Source organism: Actinomadura sp. WAC 06369 (assembly GCF_003947565.1).
GTDB classification, from domain to species: Bacteria; Actinomycetota; Actinomycetes; order Streptosporangiales; family Streptosporangiaceae; genus Spirillospora; species Spirillospora rifamycini.
Window position 1 is genome coordinate 15,589 of sequence record NZ_QHJN01000098.1, and the last position, 15,872, is coordinate 31,460.

The following is a 15,872-nucleotide window of genomic DNA, read 5'->3' on the forward strand; positions in this document are numbered from 1 at the left end:
GCTGACCTCCGCGTCGCGCCGGACGGCCGAACCCCCCTCGTCCCCCTTCCCACTGGCCAGGCGGTGGCGCCGTGCCTCACCTCCCGTGCGGCGCCACCGCCTCACTCATGTCCCAGATCTCCGCCCCGGCCCCTCCCCGGGCGGAGCCGCCCCCGAAAGGAGGCGCATGACCACCGATCTGCGCGCCGGCCGGAAACCCTCCCGGCCCGCGCCGGGCGACGCCGGCCGCCGTCCACGCCCGACCTGGCGGGGCCGGCTGGCCAAACTCGACGTGAAGGCCGCTCCCTACGCCTTCATCTCGCCCTTCTACATCGTCTTCCTGATCTTCGGCCTGTTCCCGCTCGGCTTCACGCTGTGGGTGTCGCTGCACGACTGGGGCCTCGCCTCGGGCACCCGCGAATGGGTCGGCCTCGACAACTACGACTACCTGCTGACCGACGCCGACTTCTGGCACGCGACGGTCAACACCCTCGGGATCTTCGTGCTCGCGACGGTCCCGCAGCTCCTCATCGCCCTGTTCATCGCGAACGCGCTGAACAGGCGGATCCGGATGCCCACGCTGTTCCGGATCGGGATGGTGGCGCCGCTGGTCACCTCGACGGCTGCCGTGTCGATCGTGTTCACCCAGATGTTCGACACCGACTGGGGCATGATCAACTGGGCGCTCGGCCTGGTCGGCGTCGACCCGATCGACTGGAGCGCCAGCCGCGGCTGGTCCTGGGTCGCGATCGCCGCGATGGTCAACTGGCGCTGGATCGGCTACAACGCGCTGATCTACCTGGCCGCCATGCAGTCCATCCCGCGCGACCTCTACGAGGCGGCCGCGATCGACGGCGCGTCCCGGCTCCGCCAGTTCTGGCAGATCACGGTGCCGATGCTGCGCCCGACGATCATCTTCACGGTGATCATCTCGACGATCGGCGGCCTGCAGCTCTTCACCGAGCCCGTGCTGTTCAGCGTCCGGACCCCGAACAACATGGACGGCGGCGCGCTGCACCAGTTCCAGACGATCACGATGTACATGTACGACAACGCCTTCGGCTCGGACCGGTACGGCTACGGCGCCGCGGTCGCCTGGGCGCTGTTCATGATGATCATCGTGTTCTCCCTGATCAACTTCCTGATCGTGCGACGCACGGGAGGCACCAAGTGACGACCCTCCTCGCGGGCCCCGGGCAGCCCGGCAAGCACGCCCGTCCGAGCGGGCGGCTGCGCGGACTCTGGGAGGCCAGCCCGCTCACCTATGTGGCGCTGATCGTCGCGGTCGCCCTGTCGCTGTTCCCGATCTACTGGATGATCGTCGTCGCGACGCGCACCAACGACGTCGTCTCCGCCGTGCCGCCGCCGCTGCTGCCCGGCGGCGAGGCCGGCGACAACGTCGGGCGGCTGTTCGACAACCCCGACGCCTACTTCGCGCAGGGCCTGCTGAACTCCGCGATCGCCTCCACCGTGGTGACGGTCTCGACGGTGTTCTTCGCGTCCCTCGCCGGGTTCGCGTTCGCCAAGCTGCGCTTCAAGGGCAAGAACGCGCTGCTGCTGATCATCATCGCGACGATGATGATCCCGGTCCAGATGGGCATCATCCCGCTCTACATGATCATGGTGGAGCTGGGGTGGCAGAACCAGCTGCAGGCGGTCATCGTGCCGTTCCTGGTCACCGGGTTCGGCGTGTTCATGATGCGGCAGTACGCGTCCCAGGCCATCCCGGACGAGCTGATCGAGGCGGCCCGCGTCGACGGCTGCAGCACGTTCGGCATCTACTGGCGGGTCGTGCTGCCCGCGCTGCGCCCGGCGGCCGGGGTGCTCGGCCTGCTCACGTTCATGCAGACGTGGAACGAGTTCATGTGGCCGCTCGCGGTGCTCGCCCCGGACAACCCCACCGTGCAGCTGTCGATCAACAACCTGGCGAACGCCTACTTCGACGACTACACGCTCATGTTCGCCGGGACCTCCGTGGCGGTGCTGCCGCTGCTCGTCGTGTTCATCGTGTTCGGCCGCCAGATCATCGGCGGAATCATGGAAGGTGCTGTGAAGGCGTGACCTCGCTACAGGACGACACCGGTGCGGCCGCGGCCGCTCTGTTCCCGACCGGGTTCCGCTGGGGCGCGGCCACGGCCGCCTTCCAGATCGAGGGCGCCGCGGCCGAGGGCGGGCGCGGCCCGTCCATCTGGGACACGTTCTGCCGGACGCCCGGCAAGGTCCTGAACGGCGACACCGGCGACGTGGCCGTGGACCACTACCACCGCTTCCGCGAGGACGTCGCGCTGATGGCCGACCTCGGGCTGACCGCGTACCGGTTCTCGATCTCCTGGCCGCGCGTCCAGCCGGACGGCGGGGGCCCCGCCAACCGGGAGGGGCTCGACTTCTACCGGCGGCTCGTGGACGCGCTGCTGGAGGCGGGCGTCGAGCCGTGGCCGACGCTGTACCACTGGGACCTCCCGCAGCCGCTGGAGGACGCGGGCGGCTGGCCGGAGCGGGAGACCGCGCACCGGTTCGCCGAGTACGCCGCGCACGTCCACGGCGCGCTCGGCGACCGGGTGCGGAACTGGATGACGGTGAACGAGCCGTGGTGCGGCGCGTTCCTCGGCTACGCGTCCGGGGACCACGCGCCCGGCCGCCGCGAGCCGTCCGCGGCGCTGCTCGCGGCGCACCACATGCTGCTCGGGCACGGGCTCGCGGTGGAGGCGATGCGGGCGCAGCACCCGGACAACCGGTTCGGCGCGGCCGTCAACCTGTACGCGGTCTCGCCCGCGACCGACCACGAGGCGGACGTGGACGCGGCCCGCCGGATCGACGGCCTGCAGAACCGGCTGTTCCTGGACCCGCTGCTGCTCGGCCGCTACCCCGAGGACGTCCTCGCGGACACGGCCGAGCACGGGTTCGACCCGTCCGACGAGGACCTGCGGACGATCCACCGGCCGCTCGACCAGCTCGGCATCAACTACTACACGCGGCACACGGTCGCGGGGACGCCGGGCGAGGCGGCGCAGACGGCGTCGTCGCCGTTCTCCACGTACTCCCCGTGGGTCGGCAGCGAGCACGTCCGGTTCGTCCCGGGGGGACGCCCGGTGACCGGGATGGGCTGGGAGATCGACGAGCGCGGCCTGTACGAGGTGCTGGCGCGGGTGCACCGCGAGTACCCGGCCGTCCCGCTGTACATCACCGAGAACGGGGCGGGCTACGACGAGGCGCCGGACGGCGATGGCACGGTCCAGGACGCGGAGCGGATCGCGTACATCGACGCGCACCTGCGCGCCTGCCACGACGCGATCGCCGAAGGCGTCCCGCTGCGGGGCTACTTCACGTGGTCGCTGCTGGATAATTTCGAGTGGGCCTGGGGCTACACGAAGCGCTTCGGGCTGGTGCACGTTGACTACGCCACGCAGCGGCGCGTTCCGAAGGCGAGCGCCCGCTGGTACGCGGACGTGATCCGGCGGGGCGGGCCGGCCGGACGGGCGTCCGGCTGACCTCCCCGGACTCGGGGCGCGAACGACGGGTCCGGCGCGCCGGACCCGCACGGACGGCCGGTTCCGGCCGTCCGATCGGACTGGACGGAGGGGGAGCCGGATGACGGGCAGGAGCACGCGGCCCACATTGGAGGAGGTCGCGGCGCGGGCCGGGGTGGGCCGCGGCACGGTCTCCCGGGTGATCAACGGCTCGCCGCGGGTCAGCGCGCAGGCCCGCGCGGCCGTGCTGGCGGCGATCGACGAGCTGGGGTACGTGCCGAACCGCGCGGCCCGCACGCTCGTCACCCGCCGCACCGACACGGTGGCGCTGGTGGTGGCCGAGTCCGACCAGCGGCTGTTCGGCGAGCCGTACTTCGCGGGGATCATCCGCGGGATCGGCAACGGGCTCGCCGACACCGGCCTGCAGCTCCTGCTCGCCATGGCCCGCTCCCCCGCCGAGTACGCGCGGCTGGAGAACTACCTCACCCCGCAGCACGTGGACGGGGTGCTGCTGACGTCGCTGCACGCGGAGGACCCGCTGCCCGCGAAGCTCGAGGCGGCGGGCGTCCCGACGGTGCTCGGCGGCCGCCCGCCGGGGGTGTCGCCGGTCAGCTACGTGGACGTCGACAACCGCAGCGGCGCGCGGGAGGCCGTCGGGCACCTGATCAGCGGCGGGCGGCGGCGGATCGCGACGATCGCGGGCCCGCAGGACATGGGCGCCGGCATCGACCGGCTCACCGGCTACCGGGACGCGCTCGCCGAAGCCGGGCTGCCCGAGTGCGTCGCGTTCGGCGACTTCGGGGAGGCGAGCGGCATCACCGCCGCGGAGGAGCTGCTCGCGCGCGAGCCGGAGCTGGACGCGGTGTTCGCCGCGGACGACCCGATGGCGCTGGGCGCGCTGCGGGTGCTGCACCGGATGGGCCGCCGGGTCCCCGACGACGTCGCGGTGATCGGGTTCGACGACTCGGCGGCCGCGCCGCTGGCCGATCCCCCGCTGTCGAGCGTCCACCAGTCGCTGGAGGAGATGGGCGTGGAGATGGCGCGGCTGCTGGTGTCGCGGATCCGCGGCGAGACGGTCGCGGAGCCGGTGGTCATCCTGAAGCCGCATCTGGTGCTGCGCGACAGCGCCTGACCTGGGCGGACGCGGGCGCGCGTAAGATCATCGGCATGGCCTACGAACCGACTCCGGAAGAGATGTCCCATCTGCGCCGCTGCGTGGAGCTGGCCGCGGAGGCCCTCGCGGACGGCGACGAGCCGTTCGGCTCGGTGCTGGTCTCGGGGTCGGGCGAGGTCCTGGCCGAGGACCGCAACCGGGTCGCCGGCGGGGACCGCACCCGGCACCCCGAGTTCGAGCTGGCCCGCTGGGCGGCGGCGCACATGGCGCCGGACGAGCGGGCCGCCGCGACCGTGTTCACGTCCGGGGAGCACTGCCCGATGTGCGCGGCGGCGCACGGCTGGGTGGGCCTCGGCCGGATCGTGTACGCGGCGTCGTCCGCGCAGCTCACCGGGTGGCTCGCGGAGCGCGGGCTGCCGCCGGGGCCGGTGCGTCCGATTCCCGCCGGGGAGGTGGCGCCGGGCGTCCGCGTCGAGGGCCCGGTCGCCGCGCTGGAGGCCGAGGTCCGCGAGCTGCACGCCCGCGCCCGCGGCTGAGCGCTACCCGTCGAAGGGCTCGATCTGCTCCCAGTCGGGGACGGAGTCCGCGTCGACGTAGGGTTCGACGATCTGGAGCAGGTTGCCGTCGGGCGGCGCGAGGATCTCGTCCATCTCCGCGTCCGGCGTCCCGAGGCTCCTGCCGCGGCCGGTCCGGTCGCGGCGGAACCAGATCGCGTCGCATTCCTCGCAGACCCAGACCGGCACCCCGGTCCGTTTCACGCGGTACCGCCGGACGAGTCCGGCCCGGCAGTTGCCGCAGAGGTACTCGTCGGCCAACGCGCCTCCCTCAGAACGGCACCGGGTGGGCCGTGAGGATATTACCGGTGCCCTCTTCCACGATGATCCGCACGGCTTTCTCGCCCTGGGTGCCGACCACCCGGTTCATCGGGACCACGTACTCGTCGGTGCCGTTCCGCGTCGTCTTCGTGCCGGACGCCCTGGCGTTCCAGGCGTCGTCCATCAGCCGGAACAGCTCCCGGCCGTGCGTGTTGAAGCGGGTGTGCACCGTCTTCGACGGGTCGACCGGGGCGCGGTCGCCGTGGGCCTGGATGTGCCGCAGCCGGTGGCCGTGCCGCGATCCCGGGCGGTAGACCAGCCCGGCGGGCGACCTCATCGCGCCGTTCCCCCAGGGGATCATGTTGAAGCAGTTCGCGTTGTGCACGAGCACGTGCGCGCCGCCCGTCCGGACGTGGTAGGTGTGGGCGCCCGCGACGGTGAGGTTGTGGACGCGCCGGTCGCGGACGGTCCGGTGCTCGACGGCGGCGACCCGGACGTCCGCGCCGGTGCCGGTGCGCAGCCGCATGCCGGGCTTCAGCGCGCCGGCGTCGACCCACCGGCCGGGGCCGCCGGCGACCCGGAAGGGGTGGGCGGCGGTGGCGACGACGGTCCCGGCCTCGGTTCCGGGCCCGGCGGCGGTGGTGATGCGGACCAGGTCCTTGGGTCCGCCGCTCGCGGGGGTGGCCACGACGGCCCCGGGGCCGGTCTCCCCGGTCTCCGGGTCCGCGGCGAGGACGGCGTCGCCGATGCGCACGTCCTCGATGGCCTTCGTGCGGCCGTCCGCCATGAGGACCCGCGTGCCGGGGACGAAGCTGTTCGTCCCGGTGCACTTGGCGAGGTCCCGGTCCAGGTTCACGCGTTCGACGAGCCGCTTCACCTCGACCGCGGCCAGCGCGCGGGCGCTGATCACCGTGTTGGCGCGGAAGGGGATGCGGTACCTGACCGGCCGGCCGCCCTGGGCTCTCGACTGCGCCATGGCCCGCGCGCGGTGCTGCGCGTTGACCGAGGTGAACACCGCCCCGGCGCCCGGGTTGGAGCAGCTCAGGGTGCCGGACACGCCGCCGCCGGCGACCGGGAAGGTGCGGCTGTCGCTGGTGCACCGGCCGGCGGACCGCCCGTCGATGGAGAACGTCGCGGTCATCACGGCGGTGACGTTGCCGCCGGCGATGCGGGCCCGGGCCGCGCTGGTGAGGGTGCCGGTGAAGCTCTTGTTGGCCGTGCAGCCCCCGGACCCGCAGTTGACGCTCCCCGACGCGCCGAGCGTGAAGGTGATGCCCGCGTCGGTCGCGTTCTCCAGCCGCCCGACCTGCTTCTCCAGCGTGTCGTACATCTCGGTGGCCTCGGCCCCGGTGACCGGGGCGAGGTCGAATCCGCCGGACCCGCCGTCCAGGGGCGCCGCGGCGGGCAGCACCCCGCTCCTGACCGGCTCCTTCCGCGCGGGCCCGTCGACGGGTTCCAGGCGCAGCACCCGGTGCGGTGCCTGCCGGGTGATGAGCAGCCGTCCCGCCGGGGTGTTGACGGCCTTCGCGGGCTTGCCGTCCACGGCGGCCGACGCAGAGTCCTCGGGCTGCGGCACGTCGCCCGCCTTCCGCAGCGCCCGGGACAGGTCGTCCGCCAGCACCGGCGGTGCCGGGGTGCCGTCGAGCACCTCGGCGATCCGCCCGGCGGCGCCCTCGGCCCCGATCGTCCATCCCTCGGACGATCCGGTGCCCCCGGCCGCGCCGGACCCGCCGCGCGTGAACGTCTTCCCGGAGACCTGCAGGACGTTCGGTTCGCCGCCGTCCGCGTCCGAACCGGCGGTGCCGAACTTGTCCCCGGACGCGGTGACCGTGATGTCCTGCGGCGTCCCGGCGGCGGCGTCGGTCCGGTAGCGCAGGCCGGGGGCCTGGGAGAGGTCGGCGAGGGCCTGCTCGAAGGGGCGCAGGTCCCGAGCGGCGATGGTCGCGCCGGAGCGGTCGACGACGACCGCGACCGTCAGACCGGCCGCCAGCACCATGACCAGCGCCGCGACCGTGCCGAGCAGCAGCGCCCGCTGCGCCGTCCCCAGCATCCGCAACTGCGGCACCAGCCGCATCGGCACCTGCCCCGGCACGGGCCGCCCCCCGCCCCCCGCAGACGGCAGCGGCGGCGCCCCTTGGAAAGGCCAGGACGCCGGACCGGAGGGCGGTGGGGACTTGGCGGGTGAGGGTGGCGGGGTGTCGTCAATGCGGGGGTTTTCCCCGGCGGGCCTTGCCTCGTCGTGGTCCGGATGTGACATGGCATCCCCTGCGTCGCTCGCCCACGCCGGATCACCGATCGCACGCCGGGCGGGCCGTGCCCTGGCGCGGGCATGGCCGATCCCGGCTTCCGGTTCCCCGGCACCGCCGGGGAGAAGTCTCCAATAGACAGTGGTGTCTGTAAAGCCGTTCGGAAGAGTCCCAGGTCGCGGGCGGGGCGGTCGGGTCGCGCGCTCGGAGCGGCGCACAGGGCGCATCGGGGTACGCATCGGTCACAGGTTTGCCGGTACGGCAAACGGGTTTGCCTGAAGCGGTGTCCGTTGCCGAAGATGCGGGCACCGCACCGACAGGAGGTACCCGATGAGCAACGAGACCGAGGAGTTCTGGGAGGAGCTCTACCGCGCCCGCGACCGGGTGTGGAGCGGCAACCCGAACCCCGTGCTGGTGAGCGTGGTCGAGCCGCTGGAGCCGGGCGCCGCGCTCGACCTCGGCTGCGGTGAGGGCGCCGACGCGATCTGGCTCGCCCGCCGCGGCTGGAGCGTGACGGCCGTGGACGTCTCCACCGTCGCCCTCGGCCGCGGGGCGGCGCACGCGAAGGAGGCGGGGGTCGAGGCGCGCGTCGCGTTCGAGCGGCACGACCTCGGGCACAGCTTCCCCGCGGGCTCGTACGACCTCGTGTCGGCGCAGTTCCTGCAGTCCCCGCTGGACTGGCCGCGCGCCGAGATCCTGCGGTCGGCGGCCGCCGCCGTCGCGCCCGGCGGGCTGCTGTTGATCGTCGAGCACGCCGCCGCGCCGCCGTGGTCGGACCACCACGACCACCGGTTCCCCACGGCCGACGAGACGTTCGCCGACCTCGCGCTCGACGCGTCCGCGTGGACGACCGAGCGGTGCGGCGTCCACGAGCGCGAGGCGACCGGGCCCGACGGGCAGGCCGGCGTCCTGCTCGACAACGTCATCGCGGTCCGCCGCACGGGCTGACGCCGGGCTCGGCGGCCGCGCCGCCCGCCGGGTCCAGGGCCCGGCGGGCGGCGGCGGCGATCCGGTCGACGTCGCCGCGCTCCGCGGGCGGCAGCGGCAGGCCGACGGACTCGCGCGCGGCGGCGGCCTCGCCGAGCAGCCGGACGGCCTCCGCGGCGCGGCCGTCGAGGACGTGCGCGCCCGCGAGTCCTTCGAGCCCGCGGGCGAGCGCCCGCGGATCGCCGGTCCGGCGGGCGTACCGCAGGCCCTCCCGGTGCAGCGCCAGCGCCTCGGCGGCGGCACCGCGCAGCTCGGCGATGAACCCGAGCTCGGCCAGGATGAACGCGGTTCCGAGGTCGCCCTCCCAGCGGCGGCACCAGTCGAGCCAGCGGCGCAGGCGCGCCTCGGCCTCGTCCAGCCGGCCCCGCCGGCGCGCCACCATGCCGAGCCCGGTCTCGGCGAACTCCTCGCCGCGCCGGTAGGAGTGCGCCGCCGCCAGCCGCCCGGCGCGCCGGTGCAGGTCCTCGGCGCTTTCGAGGTCGCCGGTGAGCAGGGCGGTCCGGCCGAGGCGCGCCAGGGTGTCCGCCGCGTCGTTCCACAGCCGCAGTTCCTCGGCGCGGCCGAGCGCCTCCCGGCGCAGGCGCCCGGCGGTCGCGTAGTCGCCGGCGAACTCGGCCAGATCGGCCAGGACGCACGCGGCGCGCGACTCGCCCCACCGGTCGCCGAGCTCGCGGAACACCGCCAGGGCGCCTTCCGCGTCGCCGCGCGCCCGGTCCGGCTCGCCCAGGCCCGCCAGCACCTCGGCGCGGACGGTGCGCGCGGCGGCCGCGCCCCACCGGTCGCCGTGGGCCCGGAACCGCGCGAGCGCCCGGTCGGCGAGGCCGAGCGTCGCCCGGGCGTCACCGAAGCCGACCCTGCTCAACGCGAGGAACCACCGCGCGCGGGCGACGCCCGGCGGGTCGCTCTCCGCAGCCGCGTGCTCCGCGGGCCCGGCCGGCTCCCCGGTGGACCGGGGCGGCGCGGCGAGACCGTCCGGAAGCAGCAGCGAGATCCCGGCGCGCCACATCCGGGCCGCCGCCCGCAGGTGCGCGGCCCCGCCGGCGGTGAGGGCGAGATCGAACGAGCGGCGCGCCTCGGCGAACCGGCCGCGCAGGAACCAGTACCAGCCGAGCGCGTTCACCAGCCGCAGCGCCGGGTCGCCCGGCCCGCGGCGGACGGCGTGCTCCAGCGCGGCGCGCAGCCCCGCCGCCTCGGCGTCCAGCCGATCGAGCCACTCCCGCTGCCGGTGCCCGCGCAGCCGCGGCTCGGCGCGCTCGGCGAACTCCAGGAGCCGGGCGAGGTGGCGTTCGCGGACGGCCTCCCGCTCCCCGGACTCGGCGAGCCGCTCGTTCGCGTAGGCCGCCACCGACTCCAGCAGCCGGTACCGGCCGTCCCGGTGCACCACCAGGGAGCGGTCGACGAGCCTGCCGAGCAGGTCGAGGACGTCCGCGGCGCGCACTCCCCCGTCCGTCCCGTCCGCGCAGACCGCCTCGGCCGTCTCCAGCGTGCAGCCGCCCGCGCACACGGCCAGGCGGCGCAGCACGACCCGTTCGGCGTCGGTCAGCAGGCCCCAGCTCCAGTCGATCACCGCGCGCAGCGTGCGCTGCCGCGCCGGGGCGTCGCGGACGCCCGCCGTCAGCACCCGGAACCGGTCGTCCAGCCGGGCGGCGAGATCGTGCACGTCCAGCACGCGGACGCGGGTGGCCGCCAGTTCGAGCGCGAGGGGGATCCCGTCGAGGCGCCGGCAGATCGCCGCGACCGCCGCCGCGTTGCCCGGCCCCAGCGCGAAGCCGGGCGCGGCGGCCGTCGCGCGCTCCACGAACAGCCGAACGGCGCTCGACCGCTCCGGCCCGGCGGCGTCCGGCTCGGGCAGGTCGAGCGGCGGCACCGGCCACAGCCGCTCGCCGCCGATCGCCAGCGGCTCGCGGCCGGTGGCGAGCAGCCGCACGTCCGGCGCCGCCCGCAGCAGGCGCGCCGCCAGCGCGGCCACCGGCTCCACCACGTGCTCGCAGTTGTCGAGCACGAGCAGCATCCGGCGTCCCGCGACGGCGTCGGCGATCCGCTCCGCCGGGGGGCGCGCGCCCGCCCGGGCGGCGTCGCGCAGTTCCAGGCTCGCGGCGACGGCCTCGCCCGCCTCGGCGCCGGTGCGGGCCTCGGCGAGCTCCACCAGCCGGACGCCGTCCGGGAAGTCCCCGGCCCGCCGCGCCGCCACCTCCAGCGCCAGCCGGGTCTTGCCGACGCCGCCCGGCCCGGTCAGCGTCACCAGCCGCGCAGAATCCAGCAGCTCGCCCACCCGGCGCACCTCGCCCTCCCGGCCGACCAGGCCGGTGGGCGGGACGGGCAGGTCGCCGCGGGGCCGGGGCGCGGGCGCGGCGGCCGGGAGCAGCGCCGGGTCCCGGCGGAGGATCGCCTCGTACAGGCCGGACGCCCCGGGTCCGGGGTCGAGCCCGAGTTCGTCGCGGAGCCGGTCGCGCAGGTCGCCGAGGCTCGCCAGGGCGTCCCCCTGGCGGCCGGCCCGGTACAGGGCGAGGGCGTGCAGCGTCCGCAGCCGCTCCCGGAAGGGGTGCGCCGCGACGGCTTCGGCCAGGTCGCCCGCGGCCGCCCCGTGCTCGCCCAGTTCGAGGCGGGCTTCGGCGAGGTCCTCCAGCGCCGCCAGGCGCCGCTCCTCGAGCCGCGCCGCCTCCCCCCGGACGAACGCCGCGTCGGCGAAGTCGGCGAAGGCCGCCGTGCCGCGCCACGTCCCGAGCGCCTCGGCGAGCAGCCGCGCCCGCGCGCCCGGGTCGCCGGCCGTCCGGGCCCGGCGCAGCAGTTCCTCGAACCGCCCGGCGTCCACCGCGTCGTCCGCCACCTGCAGCAGGTAGCCCGGCGGGCGGGACACCAGCAGGCCGCGTCCCCCGGGCTCGGCCTCCTCCAGGACCCGCCGCAGCAGCGACACCTTCGACCGGACGGTGCGGACGCCGCCGGCGGGGGGCGCGTCGCCCCACAGGTCGTCGAGGAGCCGGTCCGCCGACACGACGTGCCCGCGCCGCGCCAGCAGATCCGCCAGCAGGGCCCGCACCCTGGTCTCGCGGACGCGGACGAGGCGGCCGTCCGCCGTCCGCACCTCCAGCGGCCCCAACACCCCGAATCGCACCCGCTCACGCTACCGATACGGCGACCGCAACTTTTCCGGAGACGGACCGGAACCCGCCCCGGCCAGGCTCGTGCCATGACCGACGCACATACCGACGAACTTGCCAACGAACTCGCCAACGAATCCGCCCTGGAGTCCGTGACCGTCATCGGGCTGGGGCTGATGGGCCGCGCCCTGGCGTCCGCGCTCCTGGCCGCGGGGCACCCGACGACCGTCTGGAACCGCACGGCCGCCAAGGCCGACGACCTGGTCGCGCGGGGCGCGACGCTCGCGCCCACCGTCGGCGACGCCGTCCGGGACGGCTCGCTGATCATCGTCTGCCTCGCCGACGCGGACGCGGTCCGCGAGGCCGTCGGCCCGCACCGGGCGGGCCTGGCCGGCCGGACCCTGGTCAACCTCACCTCCGGCACCGCCGAGGAGGCCCGCGAGATCGCCGGCTGGACGGCCGACCGGCTGGACGGCGCGATCATGGCCACCCCCGAGGTGATCGGCCGGCCGGAGGCGTTCCTGCTGTACAGCGGCTCCCCGGACGCGTTCGAGAAGCACCGGGAGACCCTCGGGCGGCTCGGCAGCGCGACCTTCTTCGGCGCCGATCCCGGCCTGGCGTCCCTGTACGACGTCGCGCTGCTCGGCATCATGTGGGGAACGCTGAACGCCTTCCTGCACGGCTCGGCGCTGCTGGGCGCCGCCGGGGTGAAGGCGAGCGACTTCGCGCCGTTCGCCGTGCAGTGGGTCTCGAGCGTGTCCGGGTTCGCCACCGCCTACGCCGCGCAGATCGACCGTGGCGGCTACCCCGCCGAGGACGCCTCCCTCGACACCCATATCGCGACGATGAAGTACCTGGTGCGGGAGAGCGCGGCCGCGGGCATCGACACCGACTGGCCGGCCCGCATCCAGGCCCTCGCGGAGCGCGCCGTCCAGGCGGGCCACGCGGGGGCGAGCTACGCGAGCCTCATCGAGGTCTTCCGCGGCCGCGCCTGAGCGGTACCGGACCCGCCGACGGGCGGGGGTGCCCGCCCCGGGGTCGCCCGGGGCGGGCTGCGCCCGCTGCGCCGCGGGGCGCGGACTACTCCAGCGTGAACCCGCTCAGGCGGGCCTCGCCGCGGAACACCAGGTAGACGTCCTGCCTGCCGTGGGCCCGCCGCAGGTCGGCGGTGACCTCCCTGTAGGCGTAGACGCCGCCGGTGGCCGGCACGTCGAGGGTGCCGACGCGGCGGCCGTCCGGCGAACCGAGCCGCACCTCGATCGCGGTCGCGGCGGTCCCGGCGACGCGGGCGGTGATCCGCCCGGCGCCGCGGCCGAGGTCGGCGTCCTCGAACGCGATCCAGGCGCCCGCGGCACCGGCGACGACGTCGCCGTCCGCCTTGGTCTCGTCGGCCAGGACGGCGCCGTCGTGGTCGTCGAAGTCGGCGGCGCGGGTCGGCGCGGACAGGTCGCGGGCCGGGATCCGCTCGCCCCGGACCTCGATCCTCGCCCGCTGCCGGACGTCGCCGGACGACGCGCCGACCAGCACGTCGTGCCCGGCGCGCTCGACGGCCCACCGGTTCCGCGTGACGTCCCAGAACGCCAGGTCGGACGCCTTGACCTCGAGCGTCACCCGCTTCGTCTGCCCCGGCGCCAGCTCGACCTTGGCGAAGTCGCGGAGCTCCTTCACCGGCTGCTTCACCCGCGACTTCCGCTGGCGGGTGTAGAGCTGGACGACCTCCTCGCCGGTGCGCTTCCCGGTGTTGGTGACCGGGACGGTGACCTCGATCGTGCCGTCGGCGCCCATCGAGTGACGGCTCAGCTTCGGCTTCCCGTAGCGGAACGTCGTGTAGGAGAGCCCGTACCCGAACGCGTACAGGGGGTCGCCCTTGAAGTACTGGTACGTGCGGTCGTGCTCGATGATGTCGTATTCGAGGATGCTCGGGAGCTGCTTCTCCGACCGGTACCAGGTCTGCGGCAGCTTGCCGGACGGGTTCTCGTCGCCGAACAGGACGTCGGCGAGCGCGTTGCCCGTCTCGGCGCCGGCGTGGCTCGTCCACAGGATCGCCGGGACGTTCGCGTCCGCCCAGGTCAGCGTGGTCGGGTAGCTGTTCTCCACGACGACGACCGTGTTCGGGTTCGCCTTCCGGACGGCCTTGACCAGCTCCAGCTGCCCCTCGGCGAGGCCCATCGAGGTGCGGTCGTGGTCCTCGCGGCCGTTGATGAACGGCATGCTGCCGACCACGACGACCGCGGTGTCCGCCCGCTTCGCGGCGGCCACGGCGGACTCGGTGCCGCTGCCGACGACCTCCTTGGCGAGCGGGGTGGCGTCGGCCTTGGCCGCGAGGGCGAGCGTCCCGTCGTCCAGCACCTTCACGTACGGGTCGGCCGGGTTCTCGTACCCGGCGTAGCGCAGCAGCACGGTGCCGCCGGCCTGCTCCTCCAGCGCGAACATCTGCTGGACGAACCAGCCGTTCGGCTGCGCCTGGCTGTTGGAGAAGTTCGATCCCCAGTCGTGGCGGCCGACGGTCTTGCCGTTGGCGACGCTGCGCAGCGTGACGATGCCCTGGCCCCAGTCGAACACGTCGAACTGGGCGGTGGCGTCCGGGGTGGTCGGGCCCGTCTTGAGGACGGCCCCGTCGGCGCCGGTGCCGCCCGCGACGTACTCGCCGGTCCGGACGTCCTTGAGCGCGATGCGGTCGACGCCCTCGCTGGTGGTGACGTTCTCCGCGCCGGCCTTGGCGCGGACGCCGTCCACCGGGGTGACCTCGTAGGGGAGGGCGCCGGAGTACCAGTCGGTGTAGAGGGTGTCGGACAGCGGGCCGACGACGGCGACCTTGTCCCCGGCGGCGACGGGCAGCGCCTTCTTCTCGTTCTTGAGCAGCACCATCTGCTCGACGGCGGCCTTGCGGGCCAGCGCGCGGTGCTCGGGGCTGTCCACGACCTCCATGCCGATGCCGGCGTGCGGGCCGCCGTCGGGGTCGAACTCGCCGAGCCGCACCCGGATGTTCAGGATGTGGCCGACGGCCTCGTCGATGTCGGCCTCGGTGAGCAGCCCCCGGTCGAGGGCCGTCCTGACCGAGTCGATCGTCGTGGCCGAGTTCGTGTCGTCGACCGTGAAGCTGTCCACGCCCGCCTTGAGGGTGGCGGCGTTCGCGGTGGGCAGGTCGGGGAAGTAGTTCTGCGAGCCGATGAGGTTGTTCGGGCCGCCGGCGTCGGTGACGTTGAACAGCGTCTCGTCCGTCCACGACCGGACGAGCCCGGCGGCGTCCGGCGTGACCGTCGCGGGACGGCCGTTCACCTTGTTGTACGCCGTCATGATGCCGGTGACCGCCTCGTTGGAGACCGGCATCCGGAACGGCGCCTCGTAGTACTCCTTCTTCGTGCGCGGCCGCAGGGAGGAGGACGTCTCGGTGCGCTTGTACTCGTTGTTGTTCGCGAGGTAGTGCTTGAGGACGGGCGCCGTCTTGAGGCGGTCCGGGTCGTCGCCGCGCATGCCGCGGCCGTAGGCGGTCGCGAGCAGGCCGGTGAGCAGCGGGTCCTCGGAGTAGCCCTCCTCGTTGCGGCCCCAGCGCGGGTCGCGCAGCAGGTTCACGACCGGCGCCCACAGCTGCAGACCCCAGACGTCCGGGTTCTCGCCGTGGTGGCCGCGGGCCTCGTCGCCGACGACGGAGCCGACCTCCTTCAGCAGCGCCGGGTCCCAGGTGGCGCCGAGGCCGACGGACTGCGGGAACACGGTCGCCTTCGCGGTGCGGACGGCGCCGCCCGCGTGGACGTCGGTGGTCCAGGCGAGCCCGTGCAGGGCCTCGGTCCCGGTCTTGAACCGGCCGATGCCCAGGCGCGGGACCGGCGCCTGGTACTGGTGCAGCAGCCCGAGCTTCTCGTCGAGCGTGAGCCGGCCCAGCAGGTCGTCGACGCGGGCGGCGACGGGCAGGCCGGGGTCGCGGAACGGGAGGCCGTCGCGGGCCGCCGCCGGGGCCGCGTGGAGGAGCGGCGCCGCGAGCGCGGCGGCCAGGACGAGGGTCAGCGGCCGGCTGCGCCGGCCGGGGGAACGGGGTCTGCTTCGGCTGAGCTTCAACCTTGCTCCTTGGGTGGACTCGCCCCCGATGATCGGTTTGTCGAAGCGCTTCGACAAACCGATCATCGGGGGCGAGTCCACCCAAGGAGCAAGGTTGAAGCTCAGCCGAA

The 15,872-nt window shown here is 74.7% G+C and carries 11 protein-coding genes; 7 read left to right on the forward strand and 4 right to left on the reverse strand.

Annotation, left to right across the window (positions count from 1 at the left end; translation table 11 throughout):
* Window positions 1–166 precede the first annotated feature (166 nt).
* The 5 genes from DMH08_RS24565 (at window position 167) to DMH08_RS24585 (ending at window position 5,096) form a co-directional block, all read left to right on the forward strand.
* Window positions 167–1,153, forward strand: a complete 987-nt coding sequence (locus DMH08_RS24565) for a carbohydrate ABC transporter permease (protein ID WP_026400604.1) — start codon at window positions 167–169, stop codon at window positions 1,151–1,153.
* Complete coding sequence (locus DMH08_RS24570) at window positions 1,150–2,040, forward strand: carbohydrate ABC transporter permease (RefSeq protein WP_084549725.1); 891 nt, start codon at window positions 1,150–1,152, stop codon at window positions 2,038–2,040. Before DMH08_RS24565 ends, DMH08_RS24570 begins: the two co-directional genes overlap by 4 nt.
* The gene (locus tag DMH08_RS24575; protein ID WP_199747983.1) at window positions 2,037–3,467 is read left to right on the forward strand and encodes a GH1 family beta-glucosidase; all 1,431 of its coding nucleotides are present in this window, start codon (window positions 2,037–2,039) and stop codon (window positions 3,465–3,467) included. The genes DMH08_RS24570 and DMH08_RS24575 overlap by 4 nt, the downstream gene beginning before the upstream one ends.
* A gap of 100 nt (window positions 3,468–3,567) precedes the next feature.
* A complete protein-coding gene (locus DMH08_RS24580) occupies window positions 3,568–4,578 on the forward strand; it encodes a LacI family DNA-binding transcriptional regulator (protein ID WP_026400607.1) in 1,011 nt (336 codons plus the stop codon).
* Window positions 4,579–4,613: 35 nt separating this feature from the next.
* Window positions 4,614–5,096, forward strand: coding sequence for a nucleoside deaminase (locus DMH08_RS24585; RefSeq protein ID WP_026400608.1), 483 nt, complete (start codon window positions 4,614–4,616; stop codon window positions 5,094–5,096).
* A 3-nt stretch (window positions 5,097–5,099) separates the two neighbouring features.
* Here the strand turns inward: DMH08_RS24585 and DMH08_RS24590 are convergent, their stop codons facing one another.
* The gene (locus DMH08_RS24590) at window positions 5,100–5,375 is read right to left on the reverse strand and encodes a hypothetical protein (RefSeq protein ID WP_034516152.1); all 276 of its coding nucleotides are present in this window, start codon (window positions 5,373–5,375) and stop codon (window positions 5,100–5,102) included.
* Window positions 5,376–5,385: 10 nt separating this feature from the next.
* A complete protein-coding gene (locus DMH08_RS24595; RefSeq protein ID WP_125617986.1) occupies window positions 5,386–7,467 on the reverse strand; it encodes a polymorphic toxin-type HINT domain-containing protein in 2,082 nt (693 codons plus the stop codon).
* Window positions 7,468–7,951: 484 nt separating this feature from the next.
* On the opposite strand from DMH08_RS24595, the gene DMH08_RS24600 reads away from it, so the two are divergent.
* Window positions 7,952–8,569: an SAM-dependent methyltransferase gene (locus DMH08_RS24600; RefSeq protein WP_125617988.1), complete on the forward strand. Its 618-nt coding sequence runs from the start codon at window positions 7,952–7,954 to the stop codon at window positions 8,567–8,569.
* Here the strand turns inward: DMH08_RS24600 and DMH08_RS24605 are convergent.
* A complete protein-coding gene (locus tag DMH08_RS24605; protein WP_125617990.1) occupies window positions 8,544–11,720 on the reverse strand; it encodes a BTAD domain-containing putative transcriptional regulator in 3,177 nt (1,058 codons plus the stop codon). The genes DMH08_RS24600 and DMH08_RS24605 overlap by 26 nt on opposite strands.
* A 75-nt stretch (window positions 11,721–11,795) precedes the next feature.
* On the opposite strand from DMH08_RS24605, the gene DMH08_RS24610 reads away from it, so the two are divergent.
* Entirely contained in the window at window positions 11,796–12,701 is a 906-nt protein-coding gene (locus DMH08_RS24610; RefSeq protein WP_125617992.1) for an NAD(P)-dependent oxidoreductase, read from the forward strand.
* Window positions 12,702–12,786: 85 nt separating this feature from the next.
* On the opposite strand, the gene DMH08_RS24615 is transcribed toward DMH08_RS24610, so the two are convergent.
* Entirely contained in the window at window positions 12,787–15,762 is a 2,976-nt protein-coding gene (locus DMH08_RS24615) for a glycoside hydrolase family 3 protein (RefSeq protein WP_233617779.1), read from the reverse strand.
* Between the last annotated feature and the right edge of the window lie 110 nt (window positions 15,763–15,872).